General features: G+C 40.2%; 11 protein-coding genes. 6 read left to right on the top strand and 5 right to left on the bottom strand.

Annotated elements, in window-relative coordinates:
• Positions 1-283: 283 nt before the first annotated feature.
• Both ACRRSQ_RS17640 and ACRRSQ_RS17635 read right to left on the bottom strand, forming a co-directional pair.
• Positions 284-1,246 carry a ParB/RepB/Spo0J family partition protein gene (locus tag ACRRSQ_RS17640; RefSeq protein WP_440877100.1) on the bottom strand — a complete coding sequence of 321 codons (963 nt, stop codon included), beginning with the start codon at positions 1,244-1,246 and terminating at the stop codon, positions 284-286.
• Position 1,247: 1 nt separating this feature from the next.
• Positions 1,248-2,522, bottom strand: coding sequence for a ParA family protein (locus tag ACRRSQ_RS17635; RefSeq protein ID WP_440877099.1), 1,275 nt, complete (start codon positions 2,520-2,522; stop codon positions 1,248-1,250).
• A 246-nt stretch (positions 2,523-2,768) separates the two neighbouring features.
• Between ACRRSQ_RS17635 and ACRRSQ_RS17630 the strand changes: the two genes are divergently transcribed.
• On the top strand, positions 2,769-4,079 hold the full coding sequence (locus ACRRSQ_RS17630) for a class II aldolase/adducin family protein (protein WP_440877098.1): 1,311 nt from the start codon (positions 2,769-2,771) through the stop codon (positions 4,077-4,079).
• Between the two features lie 92 nt (positions 4,080-4,171).
• Here the strand turns inward: ACRRSQ_RS17630 and ACRRSQ_RS17625 are convergent, their stop codons facing one another.
• Positions 4,172-5,608 (bottom strand): tetratricopeptide repeat protein, encoded by a 1,437-nt coding sequence (locus ACRRSQ_RS17625; RefSeq protein WP_440877097.1) that lies wholly within the window; start codon positions 5,606-5,608, stop codon positions 4,172-4,174.
• Positions 5,609-5,978: 370 nt separating this feature from the next.
• On the opposite strand from ACRRSQ_RS17625, the gene ACRRSQ_RS17620 reads away from it, so the two are divergent.
• Positions 5,979-7,433, top strand: coding sequence for a BNR-4 repeat-containing protein (locus ACRRSQ_RS17620; protein WP_440877096.1), 1,455 nt, complete (start codon positions 5,979-5,981; stop codon positions 7,431-7,433).
• Positions 7,434-7,608: 175 nt separating this feature from the next.
• On the opposite strand, the gene ACRRSQ_RS17615 is transcribed toward ACRRSQ_RS17620, so the two are convergent.
• Complete coding sequence (locus tag ACRRSQ_RS17615; RefSeq protein WP_440877095.1) at positions 7,609-8,385, bottom strand: hypothetical protein; 777 nt, start codon at positions 8,383-8,385, stop codon at positions 7,609-7,611.
• Between the two features lie 265 nt (positions 8,386-8,650).
• A complete protein-coding gene (locus ACRRSQ_RS17610) occupies positions 8,651-10,072 on the bottom strand; it encodes a sulfatase family protein (RefSeq protein ID WP_440877094.1) in 1,422 nt (473 codons plus the stop codon).
• Positions 10,073-10,276: 204 nt separating this feature from the next.
• On the opposite strand from ACRRSQ_RS17610, the gene ACRRSQ_RS17605 reads away from it, so the two are divergent.
• From ACRRSQ_RS17605 to ACRRSQ_RS17590, 4 genes are read left to right on the top strand one after another with little or no spacing between them, the layout of a single operon-like run.
• Positions 10,277-11,995 (top strand): GMC oxidoreductase, encoded by a 1,719-nt coding sequence (locus tag ACRRSQ_RS17605; protein ID WP_440877093.1) that lies wholly within the window; start codon positions 10,277-10,279, stop codon positions 11,993-11,995.
• 21 nt (positions 11,996-12,016) lie between these two features.
• A complete protein-coding gene (locus ACRRSQ_RS17600; protein ID WP_440877092.1) occupies positions 12,017-12,586 on the top strand; it encodes a gluconate 2-dehydrogenase subunit 3 family protein in 570 nt (189 codons plus the stop codon).
• Positions 12,586-14,316 carry a GMC oxidoreductase gene (locus tag ACRRSQ_RS17595; RefSeq protein WP_440877091.1) on the top strand — a complete coding sequence of 577 codons (1,731 nt, stop codon included), beginning with the start codon at positions 12,586-12,588 and terminating at the stop codon, positions 14,314-14,316. Before ACRRSQ_RS17600 ends, ACRRSQ_RS17595 begins: the two co-directional genes overlap by 1 nt.
• Positions 14,316-15,248: a TIM barrel protein gene (locus ACRRSQ_RS17590; RefSeq protein WP_440877090.1), complete on the top strand. Its 933-nt coding sequence runs from the start codon at positions 14,316-14,318 to the stop codon at positions 15,246-15,248. Before ACRRSQ_RS17595 ends, ACRRSQ_RS17590 begins: the two co-directional genes overlap by 1 nt.
• Positions 15,249-15,276 lie beyond the last annotated feature (28 nt).

Raw genomic sequence — 15,276 nt, 5'->3', positions numbered from 1 at the left:
ACGGAATTTCTATCAACGCTGTGCTTGTTTAACTAATGCGCACACGGGAAATTACTGCCAACTCTGTGTTTTTCTAACTAATACGCACACGGGAAATATTCGTCTTTTGTGATCTTTGAATTGAATGCTAGATATGAAGATTATGTGGTTGCAGCAGGGGAGTTAATGTAAAGGGGTTAGATAAAAAGTAGGGTAGGGAAGGGGCGCATGGTCATTTGCCCCTTAGATCTTGTTAACTTGGCTGAACTACTTAGATATTAAGACAAGCTGCTAAGTTAAGGTACTAAGATAATGTACTCAAAAAAGCTTTGAGCTTTTCTGTTTGCTCTTTATTTAGGTGTTGCTCAAACAGCACATGTTGAAGCGCTCCGTTAGTGATCTGAGCACTAATACCTTTACCCCATGTCGTATTACACTTCACTTTTGTTGAGGATGTTGTAGATTTGGCAGGCATTGCAAATGCTATTATGGCATTGGTTAAGTCTGCGGCTTTAGAGCCAGACAATGAATGTCCGTCTGTATAATTAGTCCAAACACGGTCTAACAGTTCAGCATTGTTGTTTTTCATGTAGTCAACAATTGCATCGCTGCTTTTATGCTTGCAGCAGTTGCTAAGCTTTAATATTGTTGGTCGGCCTATTAAGTTAATAGAAGGGTAAAGGTTTTTAATTTCTTCAGGTAGGTTAGCACCTGTGATACCAGCGGCAATAATAGTATGAGAAATTTTATTGTCTTCTATCTGTTGTGATATTTCACGCGAAGACAAGCCTTCCTTTTCTTGTATCAAGCGCCAAAACTCACCTTTTTCACACAAGGATACTTCTTCATAAACATTTTCATGTTCAGAAATTATCGCAGCTTCTTCATCTGAAATATTATCGGCGGCAAGAATCGTGTAGGGAACATTGGCAAAATACGTTGCCATTCTTCTGCGACTGCCGTAAATAATACTGATGGTGCCATCACTATTATGGCGGCCTAATGCTGGTGTAACTTGGTTGGTCTTTTTTAAGCTTCGAATTAAATAGGCGAGCGAGCTTTCAGTTAAGTACTTTTGCAATCGTTGATTTCGTTCATCAACAATCGTTTTGGTTAATATGTCTTCGCCGGTAAAAGTATAAGCCTTTAGCTGTATGTCTTTGCCAGTAACAGGAGATTTTATAACAACGCCTGTCTCTTGCGAAAGCAAGTCATCAATATCTGGAATTGAGTTGGTATTATCAACTCGGAGTACTTTTTTTACCATGTTACAGGCCCTCAAATTCGTTTGGGTGCCATGCTTGTTGGCACAATAATTCTATTTCACTAACCAGATCATCCATATTATTTTGCGCGTCAGTGAGTTGCTCTCTCGAGCCTGGGTATTCGCTTGGTTTCATGCCGTACACGGTTGTGAAAAAGTCGGCACAAATTTGAATGGCTTTTGAATGCTTCATTGGCACTGATATCACGCGATCTCTAAAATACTTTTTCATCATTGAAAAGTAGGTCATGCCAATGTTATTTTTGCTAAGTGCGCGCGACGTATCTACGTCGACAGCTAACATTCTTAAAAAGTAAAAACCTTTGTGGCCTGCATGGGCAACCATTTTATAGATGTCTTCAAATCGTTCCATGTATTTCATTGTTGCATCGAAACTTAACATTTCAGGCTTGGTCGGCGTAATTACTGCGTCTGCCGCGTACATGGCGTTGTAAAATGTTTTGTTTAATGAAGGCGGTGTATCGATTAAAATAATATCGAACTCGTCTTTTACCGCATCAATTACCTTTTCTTTGAATATCTTGTATACATCTGCTTTGTTTTTAAGGGTGTCGTTAATTTGCAGTTGTTCCGCGTAACTTTCAAAGAAATAGTCAGGTACTTTAGCGGGTAAATATTTTAAATTAGGAATACTGGTTTCTTTAAAACATTCGCTAATGAACTGCTTTTCACAGTCGCCTTGTTCCAATTCATAATTCGACTGTAATATATCGCCTACGGTGAAGTCGTCTTCAGATAAATTAGGCACACCAAATAGAGAAGCGGTACCTTGGGGATCTAAGTCAATTACGCCAACACGGTAACGTTTATTGTTCGAAACGGCTAAACCTGTGGCTACATTGACACAAGTTGTGGTTTTTCCAACGCCGCCTTTTAAGTTACTAAAAGCAATAGTGATACATTCTTGGTTTTCTTTTCGAACAAATTTAGGGATGTCTAATTCATCAGCAAAAAAATGTAAATCGCTTACCGTAAATGCATAATTTTTGTTGTTTTCTCGATTGAAAACTCTGTCAGGGTATTTTGCTTTTATACCTTCAAATGCGCGAGAAAAGGTGGTTGGGTATTCTATGCCAAGCCACTTAACCGCATCAGCCTTAGAGTAAGTTCTAAAGGTAGAGCTGTTCTGCTCTGCCTCAGTTGAAACAATAGAGCTTTGTTCTGCTCTATTTTCCTTAACTTCATCCATACGCTTTTTAGCGATAGTTTTTAAAACACTGATTTCACGTAGTGTTTTAGTTGCTGAACGATCTCTCATGACAATCCCCTAAAATTAACATGTTTGATAATTTATGCTTGTGTGTTGTATTTGTCAACACAAAATGAAAAATTCAACACGATATTTGTTTTTCAATAAAATACGCTGAATGTAATACATCTAATGAATGTTTTATCTGCAAAATGAGTTTTATAGATTGAATTTGATTTAAAACAACTGAGTTGGACTGAATGTGATTTACTATGTTTGTTAAAAGAAAGTATTTTCAAAACAAGAGAGTCTTCAATGAATAATCATTTACCTAATGAAAAGTTTAAATATTTGCACCCGAAAGATCGCATAGTCATGATCATGGAGCGTGTATACGCCTATGAGATGACCACCACATCGGGTGGTAATATCTCAATTAAAGATGACAATGGCGATATTTGGGTTACTCCAGGTGGTATTGATAAAGGCAGTTTGACGCGAGATGATATTGTTTGTGTTAAACCAGACGGCAAAGTTGTCGGTAAACATAAACCGTCTTCTGAATATCCTTTTCATTTAGCCATTTATAATGTGCGTCCAGACATAAAAGCGGTGTTACATGCTCATCCTCCGGCACTTGTTTCTTTTTCGGCAGCCGGTTGTGTGCCTAGAACCGACTTATTACCCAATGTAGAAAAAATTTGCGGCGATATTGATTTTGTCCCTTATGCGTTGCCTGGAAGTAATGCGCTTGGCGAAAAAATTGCCTGCTCTTTTGAAAAGGGCTGCAACTCTGTATTGTTAGAAAATCATGGCACGGTTGTTGGCGCCGCTGATTTATTTACTGCGTATCAACGTTTTGAAATGTTAGATTACACAGCCCGCATCCAAATAAAGGCGACAATTCTTGGTGCACCGAAAGCGATAGGGGAGTTAGATCATGATATTTATGAACAAAAATATAATGAACTGCCTGAATTTACTCCTGCATTACCTAATAGCGCTGAAAGAGAACTACGCCAAGAAATGTGCAAGTTTATTCATCGAAGCTATGATCAAAAATTGTTTACAAGTACAGAAGGGACGTTTGCCTGTCGTTTAAGTGAAAACCAATACCTTATTACGCCTTTTGGTTTTGACCGAAAATATATCGCACCCCAAGATATTGTTTTAATAAACGCTGGTTGTCGTGAAGCAGGCAAGTTACCAAGTCGCTCAGTTCAGTTGCATCATACTATTTTTGAAACACAGCCTGATATAAATGCGATAGTTATTGCTCATCCGCCAAATTTAATGGCGTTCAATATTACCGATCAAACTTTAGACTCTAAAATAATTCCTGAGGCGTACATTCTTTTGCGCGAAATTCAAAGTTTACCGTTTGCGACCCCGATACTCGATCATGAAAAAGTCGCGTCTACGTTAAATAATGTTCAGCCGATTTCAATGTTTCAAAATAATGGCATTATTGTCACCGGCCCAAATTTGCTTACGGCATTTGATCGCTTAGAGGTTGCTGAATATACTGCGAAAGCTGTGTTAGGCGCATATCAAATTGGCCATGTAAATAGCATGGGTGATAGCGTAATTGACGAACTAAAAGAAGCTTTTAATCTGGCGGGCTAATCTATATTGTATAGCTAACTCACTTAATATTTGAGTTAGCTATAGTAAGTACCTACTACCTTTTAATTGTATAAAATTCAGACTTCGTATGGTTATTGGTCACTTATATAAACGCTGCCGGTTGTAAGTCTAGACAGCAAATCTTGCCAGTCACTTACATCCCAGTTCGCTCTGTTGCCTTTTTCGATGGCTGTTCTTAAATTGTCGACCACTTGGGTAAAATCTCTATTTTCACGTTGCTGATGAGAGAGCGCTAATAGGTAATAATATTCAGGATTATTTGATTCACTGTCTGCTAAAGCATTTAAATATTCAATGGCTTGGTTGAGATCATGCAAGGCTTTATTTTTTGAGGTTAATAATATTTCTGTTGCGCGAAGTTTGGCGGCAATATGATCTTTATCTATCGCTAAGTTATACCAAAATAGTGCCTTTTTATCGTCATGTTCAACCCAAGGGCTGGTTTGCAATAGCTTTCCTAATCGGTATTCAGCGCGAGATAATCCATATTTACTCGCCTGAGAAATCCAGTGAATTGCCTCTGTAATCTTGCTTTGCTCTAGGTAAAGCTTTATACCATATTCATACATGGCTAACGGGTGACCTTGCTTTGCTAAACCGTACAAACGCTGCTCGGCTTCATTGTCTTCTTGTTTGATCCACGGAAAATTCAGTAACAACATTGCGTATTGATATTGTTCTTGAATGCTCGTTCCTTTTTCTAGTTTGGCGCGTAATAGCACAATTTTTTTATATAAAGCAGGATCTTCCTCTAACAGAGTAAACTTGTTGTAGGTTGCGGCACCTAGGTAACTGCGGTGAATAAAGTGGGCGGGTTGCTTATCAAACTCAGGTTTTTTTGTTGGAAATAAAATGTAGTTTTTTATCAGGTTAAGCGGCGCACCAATTTTTTGTACTTCACTGTAGTAGCGAATAGAGCCGTCAGGGTTTACGTCATGCTCTAATATAAGTACAGGCTTAAGCGGTGTCGACATCATCAGAGATAATTCGTCATCTTCATCCAAGTTTTCTATATAGTCAGTGGCAAGATCATCACTGGCAATATCTTCTTTATACATGCTCTCTAGGGCAGGTTCGCCTTCAAATGTCACTTTTAGGGGGAGTTTTTCTTGAACAATGACCGGGAAAAGCGCTTGATTAATTTTTGCTTTACCATGACGTTGTTGAAAATCGACCAATATACGTTGCAGCTCTTTTCGTTGATTTTCAGGCGTCGCATTTAGCATTTTATTGACCAATTCTTTGGCATTGTGAAAGTCGTATTCGGCCGCAAGTGAAAAATAAATTAACGCATTTAACGGATCTTTTTGCTCGCCTAATCCTTTGGAATACATAGTGGCTAACTGATAATAGGCGTGAGGATTGCCAATCTTGGCACCTGCTAAATACTCTTGTTTGGCCTGCTCATATTGTTGTGACGTATACAAACGGTCAGCTTTAAATATATCAGCCGCCAATGTCGACGCTGAAAAAGCCAAGCTAAAAAAGACTAAAGTGAATTTGTGCATGAATACGCCTAATAATGTAATGAATCTATGTAGTCTTATTAAGTCATATCAAATCATGTTTGTAAATCTATACGCACAATTTCAGTGTAAAGGTTAGGTAAAATTACATTAATTATTAAATCGCTTGAACGGTTTAATTTTACGTATATCAATAACTGATATTTAGTAGGTTGAATTTTATGGTTATTTTCAGGTGTTTTTATTGTTAAGTTTAACCTGCCAATTTTTATTTTTACTTAGAGATGGCAAAAGCCTGGGATTTCCGTGACTTCTAATGATTTAATATGATTGATATTCATTGCAAGGTGGTTATACAAAGTTTATGCTTTAAACTATGTAATAGTTAATTAATGAATAATAAGAAATAAACATGAAGAAATTTTTTACGCATTTGTCTATGGCATCGGTATTTTCTGTGACGACCTTTTTAGCAGGTTGTGCAGATACCGATGTTTATTCTCCTTCAGTGAACTCAGTTACTTCATCGACGGTAAAGGTCGATTATTTTGCTGACAATGCCTTAGGTAATCCGCTGGCAATTGTGCAACATCCTGCTGGTGTTCACCATAATGGTATTACTTACGTCTCATATCAAGGTCCGCTCGAAGATCCTTATGTTGCATCTTATAACCATAATACTAATGAGTGGCAAGGGCCGTTCAAAGCAGGTGTTAGCGAAATGGGGAAAGATCCAACAAGAAACAAAATAGACAATCATGGTAAACCGACTATGGTGATTGATGATTTAGGTTATATCCATGTATTTTTTGGCGGCCATGGTGGCATGCTTAAGCACGGTAAAAATTTACTTGGTAACATTCATTATGGTCGTAATGCTCATGCCGTTTCTAAGAAGCCTTATGACATTAGTGCTTGGGAAGAGCTTGATACAATTCCTGCCTTTGGTACCTATAATCAAGCGGTTAAAATGGATAATGGCGATATTTATTTGTTTTATCGTCACGGCGCACACCGCAGTGACTGGGTTTATCAAAAGTCGACAGATCATGGTCGTAGTTTTGAAGCACCCGTATCGTTTTTAAAACATAAGAAGCGTACCGATATTGCCGCTGACGATAGCTGGTATGCCTGGGTTGGCAAAGGACAAAACGACGATATTATCGTTACTTATGACTACCATGTTTGTTGGAATAATGGTGCGGGTATAAATGGCCGCGGTCATACAACCGAACGACATGACGCTTATTATATGGTTTTTGATACTAAAAAGGGCACTTGGCGTAATGTTGAAAATCAAGCGGTAACCATTCCTGTTACACGTGAACATGCTGATGAGCGTACCTTAGTTGCGCGTACAGGAAAAAACTGGACCTTTAACGGAACCACCCATCTTGACGAAAACGGCCATCCACATATTGCTACAAATATTGGCCGAGACCTAGGAGCAAAAACAGGTGGTCCTAAGCAAACGAGTTATTTTCGATGGACTGGCAATGAATGGGTTGGCGGTGCGCCTGTCAATAGTCAATCTCGAGCAGACAATACTGTTTCGCGAGGTGACTTTGTTGTTCATTCACCTACCCAAGTAAGCTTTACCTTAGCGTATGAAGACGAACAAGATGGCGTGATCGCATTTTTCAATAGCAACAACGGCGGTGAAAGTTTTATCAAAGGCAAAGAAATGCTACGACGCAAAGGTGCGACTTGGGCGATTACATCAATTATCGATAATGCTCATGCCGATGCCCGTGTCATTGTTGCTGAAAAACAAAAAGGAACCAACAATTGGCATAAAGTTTACCTACTTGGTGACAATGGGCCAATTCAGCGTAGTAAAGCAGCGGCTTCATTACTGGAAAAATAAAGCCTGTTATTGGCAAAGGTAAAATAATATTTGCTGTTTTACTGGTGTCACCGAGTAAGCATGTTAGTTAATTAAGTGCCGTTAATTGTTTGGTTATCGGCACTTTTTATCGCATCTTTTATCGACATACATATCATCACAAGTTTTACGCAACACTTTGTTGTACAACTTAATATCAATGCATACTGGTTACTAAGTTTGGTGTGTTGGTTTCGACACTTTGCACTGGTGGTGAGAAGCCGGTGATAAACGAGTAGGAGCCTGAGTAAGCGTGCAATAACTCAAATCCATTTTGAATCTTATCAAGCTCGCCCGACATAAATAACATCAAAATGCTATTGAGATATTGAATATATAAATTAAAGTCAGCAGCCAAACATTCAATATTGGTATCGTGAAAATATTCAATATTTTTATTCTCAATTTCTTGTCCCATTTCTGCGTAATACAAGGCCATCGACAACTGATATTTAACCAAAGGTAATTCGGTAATCGTCAGGCATGAAGCGATAATGCTTTGCGCAACCCTTAGACATTTACCTGTGGTAACAATTACCGCTAACGAATCATCTTTATCTAAAGAGCCAATAAATTCTCGTCTATCACAATGGTGCTTGATACGGCTATTAATAAAATGCTTGATTGAATCTACGGTATAGTTAAGATCACCCGACTGCACATCGACCTCACTAATATTCATGTAGCCATTTTCAAATAAGGTAAATCGATTTTTAATATCAGGATACTGATCAATATCATCAATTCTTCTTAACTGCGGGTTAATAATATCTATCGCTTCATTCAGGCTTGAATAATCTTCATAAACACTGATCGCACGATGAAGGTACTCACTTAACGCTAAACTATCTAATTGACTTGCATGAAAATGCGTAGCAATTTTAGTATTTTGTTGAACTTCCCAAACGGTTAACGTGCCTGCTTTGTTGTTCATGCTTTCACCCTCTAGTTTCAAAGAATAAATTCATAGTAGAAGAGTTTAAGTAACAATCCTGTTATCAGGTGTTAATATTTGGTGTGTTTGTGTAACTGGATGGTTTGTTGTAGGTGTGTTTTAGTCTGACTTTTAAAAAACTGTAGCGTTTCTCGCTTGAATTGGACTGTGTCAGTTTTTTGTTTTTTATGTATCTGTCTTTTAAATAAAAAATAACTGACACAGCCCTAGTAAATCAGCATTACGAGTGATTTTATATTCTGCCTTAGTGGCTTAACACTTGTCTTGATTTCACTGGATACCATTTGCTTAGTTTTTTCGATAAACGTGCCACGATTTCTGGATGTTGCTGAACAAGGTTAGTTTGTTCGTGTTCATCTTCAAGCAAGTTATATAAACGAGGGCCTGATAAAACGTCCTGATGATACTTTTGGTAACTCACATTGGTACCGTCATAACTTAAGATAAGCTTCCATTTTCCTTCAATCACCCAACGATATAATAAGGTCGATTCGGGATCATTTAAGTCTTTCATATCATGGGCAAACCCCTCACCAAAAATAGCATCTCGGTTGATAGGCGTTTCAGTTTGCATGTTTGAAAATAAATTCAGCCCGGGTAACTCTTTCGGTACATCAATGCCAGCAGCGCCAAGAATTGTGGGTACGATATCAATACTGCTGACGACTTCAGAGCGCATTTGTGGTGTTAATTGTGCCGGTAACGAAAACATGATCGGAGTTCTAACGCCACTTTCGCCTGGGCTTTGTTTTGAACGCGGTAAAAAACGATCGGTTTGTGTTGGGTTTGTTACCCAGCCGTTATCTGATACGTATACTATTAAGGTATTTTCTTTTAAGCCTTTTTGCTCTAAGTGATCAAATAATTGGCCATTGGTTTCATCAAACCATTCGATCATTGCATAATATTTAGCAATTGAAATTGGCAAACCTTTATCGCTGTATTTTTTGAGAATACGTCGCGGAGGGTTGTGTGGTGTATGAGGCATTAAGGGCGCGTACCATACAAAAAATGGCTTGTTTGCTGCGTCGGCTTTATCGATAAAGCGAGTAACGGTATCTATACCTTTTCTGCCAATTTCTAAACCTTTATCACCATGTCGGCCACCTGGGTTTGGAAAACCAAGTGTCATTCCTTCGTCAAAGCCGCCACGAGAGAAATGGCCTTCCCACCATTTACCGGTTTGTAATGACAAGTAGCCTTTTGATTTTAACAACTGCGGCAAGGTTTGAAATTTGTCTATTTTGGCAATAATTTCTGCGCGCTGTTGTTGATAAAGCTCGCCAGTTTTACCGCCCGGAAGTTTACGTGATGGGTCATTGCCAGTAATGCCATGATCTGAGGCATATAAACCTGTCGCAATAGTTGCTAGTGACGGTCGACAAAGCGACGTAGGCACATAGCCTCTTTTAAAAGTAACACCTTCATTGGCAAGTTTATCCAGAGAGGGCGTTTTGACAATGTCATGTCCCATGAAACTGTAGTCGTTCCATGCATGATCGTCAGAAAGAATTAATACAATGTTTGGGGGGGTAGCTTTTGCATTGGTTGTTTCATGCTTCGTTTCCGGTTGTGCTGAACAAGCACTTAGCAACATGAATATACTGATGAAAGCGAGGTGCTTTAAATGTTTGAGCTGTTTTACCCTAGCTTGAGCATATACCATTTTTGTTCCTTGTTATTGTTTTTTAGTTTATACACCCTTGCTCGTTGTTCCTAAAAAACATCGAACCTTTGCTATTCACCTTGTCCTAAACCTATCATTGATATGACTTGATTTTATTATTAATGAAGGATTATGATTGTTAATGGTGTAATTTTGTCATAATACGTAACTAAATATTATTTACAAGTATCTGTGTGGGGAAACATGAAGCAAAATTTCGATGTTATAGTGGTTGGTTCAGGTATTACTGGTGGTTGGGCGGCAAAAGAGTTTTGTGAAAAAGGCTTTAAAACCTTAGTGATAGAGCGTGGTCGAAACCTTGAACACCCTAGCCCTGAATACACAGATATGCAAGCGCCGTGGGATATTGAAAACAGAGGCATGCCCTCTGAAGTGTTTGACGAAGAAGGCCGCTACAAAATTATAGGCGCTTCTGGTGGGCGTTATAAAACCCAAACGTTGCAATTTTTTGTTGATGACAAAGAGCATCCTTACTCTACACCCAAAGACCGCCCTTTTAGTTGGACGCGTGGTTATCAATTAGGCGGTCGTTCAATAACCTGGGGGCGTCAGTCTTTGCGCTGGGGTGTAAAAGATTTTCAAGCAAATGCCAAAGACGGCCATGGTGTGCCTTGGCCAATTGGCTATGATGATCTCGCACCTTGGTATGATTATGTTGAACAATTTGTCGGGATTTCTGCCAATAAAGATGGCTTAGATGAAATTCCAGATGGCATTTTTCAAAAACCTTGGCAGATGAGCTGTGCCGAGCTTTTTGTGTCTAAAGGTCTCGCCAAACACTATAGCGACAGAAAACTAGTGGTCGGGCGTGCCGCTAATTTAACCGAGCCAACAGAGCAACAAACCGCACTGGGTAGAGGCCCATGCCAAGCACGATCTTATTGCCGAAGAGGCTGTAGTTTTGGCGGCTACTTTAGTTCTTTATCAGCAACGTTACCGGCGGCTAAAAATACCGGTAATTTAACCATAGTGACCGACGCGATTGTTGAGAAAGTTAATTATGATGAAAAAACCGGTAAGGCCATTGGCGTTAGCATAATTGATGCTCACACCAAAGAAAAACGAAGTTACCAATCTCGGGTCGTATTTCTGTGCGCATCAACCTTAGCGTCAGTGCAAATTTTACTTAACTCTAAGTCCACAACATTTCCCAATGGCATCGCTAACTCCAGCGGAACTGTTGGCCGATATATTATGGATCACTTTGGTGGGGCAATGGCAAATGCACAAGTGCCGGGGTTTGAAGATAAATACGCGTATGGCAGAAGACCAATAGCGACATATATTCCAAATTATAGACACGATAAAACCGATGAAGTCGACTTCATTCGTGGTTACGGCTATCAAGCGATTGCTGCCAACAGAACTAACTCTGGTACTGCAGCAAAACGAGCGGGCATTGGTATTGAGGCAAAAGACAGTGCTCACCAACAAGGGCCTTGGCGTTTTAGAGCTTTTATGTACGGAGAAATGCTTCCCTATTACGATAACACCGCAACCTTGCATCCTACTAAAGTTGATAAGTGGGGAATTCCGCTGTTACACATCGATGCCCACATTCGAGAAAATGAACGAAAAATGATCGTACAAGCGGCGAAAGACATTAAAGAAATGCTGACCGTAGTCGGTTGTACCGACATTAAAATTACCGAATTAAACAAAGATAAGCATCTAGAGTTAGGCAATAAAATACATGAAATGGGCGGTGCTTGCATGGGAGACAACCCTAAAACCTCGGTACTAAATAAGTGGTCGCAAGCACACGATGTGCCTAATTTATTTGTCACCGATGGCGCATGCATGTCTTCGTGTGCAACACAAAATCCTTCATTAACCTACATGGCGATTACCGCGAGAGCGGCCGACTATGCAGCTAAGTTATTGAGTGCTAATAAGCTCTAACACTGATTAAGGAAAATAGTAATGCTTGATATTAAAATTAGTCGACGTGTCTTTATTGGTGTCACCGCGTTTACCGTGTCTGCGCCCATATTGGCGACAGTATTAAATAAACACACTCAAGTGCAAAAAGTACTCAACGACGGGCAATTTTTTAATGCCAAAGAAATGACCTTGTTGACGGACGTCGCCGAAATAATGATCCCAAAAACAGATACACCTGGTGCAACCGATGCTCATGTCGCTATCGTGCTTGATGCGTTAATGCTGACTTGGGCAGGGAAAAAAACCAAGCTGCAATTTCGTGCATGCCTTGCGCAAATTCAGCAAATCGCAAACGATACCTTTGCGAATGATTATCTGGCGTTGTCAAAATCGACCAGAACCCAGCTTATTACCCAACTTGACTCGCGGGCATTTAGTCATAAAACGACGGAATTGTCAGCAAGCTATCGCAAATTAAAAGAAATCATTTTTCACCTTTATTACACCTCAGAAGAAGCTAACCCTGATTTTGTTTTAATACCCGGTGGATATCGAGGCGATTTAACCAAACAAGAGCTAGAAAATATTCATAAAAGAGGTTACTTATAATGGCCTCAGCGATAACACAAGCGTTTGATGTTATTGTTGTTGGCTCGGGAATGACTGGCGGTTGGGCGGCAAAAGAATTCTGCGAAAAAGGTTTTAAAACCTTAGTCATTGAACGTGGTAGACACCTTGATCATCCGGGGCAAGAATACACCGACATGCAAGCACCGTGGCAATTGCAAAACAGAGGCATGGCCGCTGAAGTCTTTGATGAACAAAAACGCTATCGCATGCTTAAAGCCAAAAAAGGCAAGCTGAGCACTGACGTTATGCAGTTTTTTGTTGATGAAAAAGAGCATCCTTATTCCTATCCTAAAGAGCGTCCGTTTATGTGGACCCGTGGTTATCAGCTCGGTGGTCGCTCAATTACATGGGGGAGATTATCGCTACGTTGGAGTGTTAAAGATTTTCAAGCAAACGAAAAAGATGGTCATGGCGTTCCGTGGCCGATTAGCTATGATGATCTTGCGCCTTGGTATGATTATGTTGAATCTTTTATTGGTGTTGCCGGTAATAAAGACAATCTTGATGCTGTGCCCAATGGCGTATTTCAAAAACCATGGGAAATGAGTTGTGCGGAATTATTTGTATCAGAAAACTTAGCCAAAGCGTATTCCGACAGACATCTCATTATTGGTCGCGCTGCTAATTTAACTGCGCCAACTAAACAGCAGCAAGAATTAGGGCGAGGTCTATGTCAAGCGCGCTCTTACTGCGCTAGAGGGTGTTCATTAGGGGCTAATTTTAGTTCTTTATCTGCGACCTTACCGGCAGCTAGAAAAACAAATAATTTAACCATAGTCACTGATGCGATCGCTTCACATATTGATTACGACCCGAATAGCGGCAAAGCGCAAGGGGTCACGATTATCGATGCAAAAACCGGTGAAAAACGCAGTTATCAATCGCGGGTTGTGTTTTTGTGTGCGTCGGCATTAGGTTCAGTGCAAATCTTACTTAATTCAAGATCAGCAGCATTTCCAAATGGCATCGCTAATTCAAGTGGTGTCGTTGGGCGCTATATTATGGATCATTTTACAGGCGTGATCGCCAATTCTGAAATTCACGGTTTAGACGATAAATTCAGTTTTGGACGTAGACCGGCAAATACGTACATTCCAAACTTCAGACACGATAAAACCGATGATGTTGATTTTGTCCGAGGCTATGGTTTTCAAACCTTTGCGGCAAGCAGACCTAAAACCGGTACTACCGCCAAAAAAGAAGGTATAGGCGCCGCTGTTAAATCAAAGGCTAGACAATATAAAACGTGGACATTTGGCGCGCGCATGTATGGTGAAATACTGCCTTACTATAACAATCGCGCGAGTTTACACCCCAGTAAAGTTGATCAATGGGGAATGCCACTTTTACATATTGACGCTCAAATTGGCGATAACGAACGAAAGATGATCGTACAAGCAGCGAAAGACATTCGAGAAATGTTGACCGCAGGGGGCTGTCGCAATATCACCATTGAGCAAACGCCAGAGCATGAACATATTATGATCGGCGGTCGAACCCACGAAATGGGTGGTGCTTGTATGGGCAAAGATCCTAAAACATCAGTACTAAATAAATGGGCGCAAAGTCACGATGTTGCTAATTTGTTTGTCACCGATGGTGCATGCATGTCGTCAAGCGCCTCGCAAAATCCGTCGCTCACCTACATGGCGATCACCGCCCGTGCAGCAGACTATGCTGCTAAATTAATGAACAAAGGAGTCATTTAATGGATCGCCGCCGTTTTATTCAACGTTCGATTACCGGAGCCGCTGCGTTAAGTGTCGCTGCTTGCTCCAGCACTAGCGACTCTCATGTTAAAGACCAAGATGACATTATGCCCTTGGCGCAACGAAAAAAGTGGTTAAAGCCTTTTGCTTGTAATATTGAGCAATGGTTTAGACCTATGCCATTTTTAGACCGTATTAATGCCGCCAAAGCATTGGGGTTTAGTGCGGTTGAAATGTGGGAACCGCATCAAGCGCAACATGGAAAAACGCCAGAATTCATTGCCCAGCGAGCGAAAGAGCAAGCAATTACCATTACCAGTTTTTCGCCAAAGCCGCCCAATTTGGCTGAGCCTGAAAATGAGCGCGATATCATGGTATGGCTCGAAAACGTGATCGCCACAGGAAAAACACTAGGTGTTGCTAACTTTAATCTTACCGGCCACAAATTAATTGCCGGATTGACGCATGCGCAAATGGTCGAAAATTACACCCTGATGTTAACGAAAATAGCGCCGCGTTTAGAGGCAGAAAATATGGTAGCTACCGTTGAGCCGTATAATCCGTTTAATCACAAAGGCCATTTTATTTATGGCAATGAACCTTTGGTATCGATTTGCCGAGCCGTTAATTCTGCAAGCATAAAAATTAATTGGGATTTTTTTCATATGCAGCGCACCAATGGCAATTTGATCACGCATTTGGAGAACGGCTTTGATCAAGTCGCTTATGTTCAATTTGCGGATTCGCCAAACAGAAACCAACCGGGTACAGGAGAAGTAGCTTACGGCAAAGTATTTAAACGATTACGCGAATTAGGTTACCAAGGTTATTTAGGGGCAGAATTTTTTCCACAAGGTAAAGACCCACTAACCGCTGCGTCTGATATCGCAAAATTAGCACAACGCATTAACTTGAGTGCCGCCACTATTTAACCAATAGCGGATGCCATTTATTTATCAC

This window comes from Thalassotalea sp. PLHSN55 (assembly GCF_052030545.1).
GTDB lineage: Bacteria > Pseudomonadota > Gammaproteobacteria > Enterobacterales > Alteromonadaceae > CANMXU01.
Note: the sequence above shows the minus strand (reverse complement) of the source record. Positions and strands in the feature narration are given on the sequence as shown.